Source organism: Pseudonocardia kujensis (assembly GCF_021283305.1).
GTDB classification, from domain to species: domain Bacteria; phylum Actinomycetota; class Actinomycetes; order Mycobacteriales; family Pseudonocardiaceae; genus Pseudonocardia; species Pseudonocardia kujensis.
In genome coordinates, this window is sequence record NZ_JAJSOK010000151.1 from 1 (window position 1) to 1,289 (window position 1,289).

Consider the following 1,289-nt stretch of genomic DNA (forward strand, 5'->3'; position numbering starts at 1 on the left):
GCTGAGCGAACTGCTGGTGATCAATCCGAGCCCGCGGCATGGGCTCGATCGTGTCGGTCATCGCTGGTCCTTCCCCCGGGACACGCCCGGAGCTACAGACCAGTTACACCGAAGATCGGACACTCCCCCCTGAGGTTCATCTCGACCAGTGGTGAGGGACGTAGCGCGCTGCGGCCCGGCGACGGAGCGCTGTGGGCTGTCGGGAAGGGCGGCGACGGTCCGCGGCCCGACGGGAGAACGCCGGGCCGCGGACCGGTGCGGCTCAGAGTGCGGTGAACACCTTGTCGAGGGTGTTCAGGAACTGCTGGACCTGCTGCGGCGCCGGGAGGTGCCCGGTCGGAGCGGTGCGGGTCGGGACCGGCCGCTGCGGCAGCTGTGGGAGCGGGGCGGGGTACTGAGGCATGCCCCGATGCGGTCCGCTCGGGTGCGACGGCCGGTCGTGGCCGCCCCGCCCGTGCTGCGGCTGGTGATCGTTCCCGGGCTGGGGGCCGTGCTGTGGGCCGTGCTGTGGGCCGCGGTGAGGACCATGGTGCGACCCGTGCTTGGGGCCGTGCTGAGGCCGGTGCTGCGTGCCGTGGTGGGACCCGTGCTGCGGCCCGTGGTGAGCGCCGTGCTGGGGGCGATGCTGCGGTGCTGAGCGGTGACCGTCCTGGTGGCGGCCGTGGTCGGCTCCGGAGCCGTGCGAGCCGTGATCGTGCCGGTCGGCTGCCGGGTGCGAGTGGCGGCCCTGGCCGCGGTCGTGGCTCGGGCGCCCGTGGTCACGGTCGCCGCCCGGGTGTCCCGAGTGTCCACGGTGATCGGTTCGGTGATCGCGGCGCCCATCGCGATGGGCGCGGTTGCCGTCGCGGTGGTCGCGGCCGCCGGCCTGGTGGTCGCTCCGATGGCCCCCGTGCTCCTGCCCGTCGCGGTGGTGGGTACGGGAGTCCCCATCGGTATGTCCGTCGTGCGACCGATCCCCCTTGTGCCCGCCGGGGCCGCGCGTCGGGTCTGCGGTACGGCCCGGGTGGGCTCCCTGACGGTGCGGTCCGTGCGAACCGTGGCCCTCGGAGTCCGGTCGCTTGCCGCCATGACCGACGCCGCCATGATCGACGCTGCCGCGACCGTGGGAGCTTCCCGACCCAGCGGGGGAGTGTGGAAGGCCCGGGAAGCGCTGCTTCCCGTGGCCGGTGTTGTTGCCGGGCTGGCCGCCGGTGTTGTTGCCGGGCTGGCCGCCGGTGTTGTTGCCGGGCTGGCCGCCGGTGTTGTTGCCGGGCTGGCCGCCGGTGTTGTTGCCGGGCTGGCCGCCGGTG

At 74.0% G+C, this 1,289-nt stretch carries 3 protein-coding genes; 2 read left to right on the forward strand and 1 reads right to left on the reverse strand.

Annotated elements, in window-relative coordinates; translation table 11 throughout:
- Positions 1-262: 262 nt before the first annotated feature.
- Positions 263-403 carry a hypothetical protein gene (locus LWC35_RS38730; protein WP_232875573.1) on the reverse strand — a complete coding sequence of 47 codons (141 nt, stop codon included), beginning with the start codon at positions 401-403 and terminating at the stop codon, positions 263-265.
- A 21-nt stretch (positions 404-424) separates the two neighbouring features.
- Here LWC35_RS38730 and LWC35_RS38735 point away from each other — a divergent pair, with 21 nt between their 5' ends.
- Complete coding sequence (locus LWC35_RS38735) at positions 425-637, forward strand: hypothetical protein (RefSeq protein WP_232875574.1); 213 nt, start codon at positions 425-427, stop codon at positions 635-637.
- A 147-nt stretch (positions 638-784) separates the two neighbouring features.
- Positions 785-1,289 (forward strand): hypothetical protein (locus LWC35_RS38740; protein WP_232875575.1); only part of this gene is annotated, 505 nt, incomplete at its 3' end.

Bases quoted from the DNA above. Each gene is read 5' to 3' on its own strand.
- LWC35_RS38730 (WP_232875573.1), bottom strand. From the start codon at position 403: ATGCCTCAGTACCCCGCCCCGCTCCCACAGCTGCCGCAGCGGCCGGTC.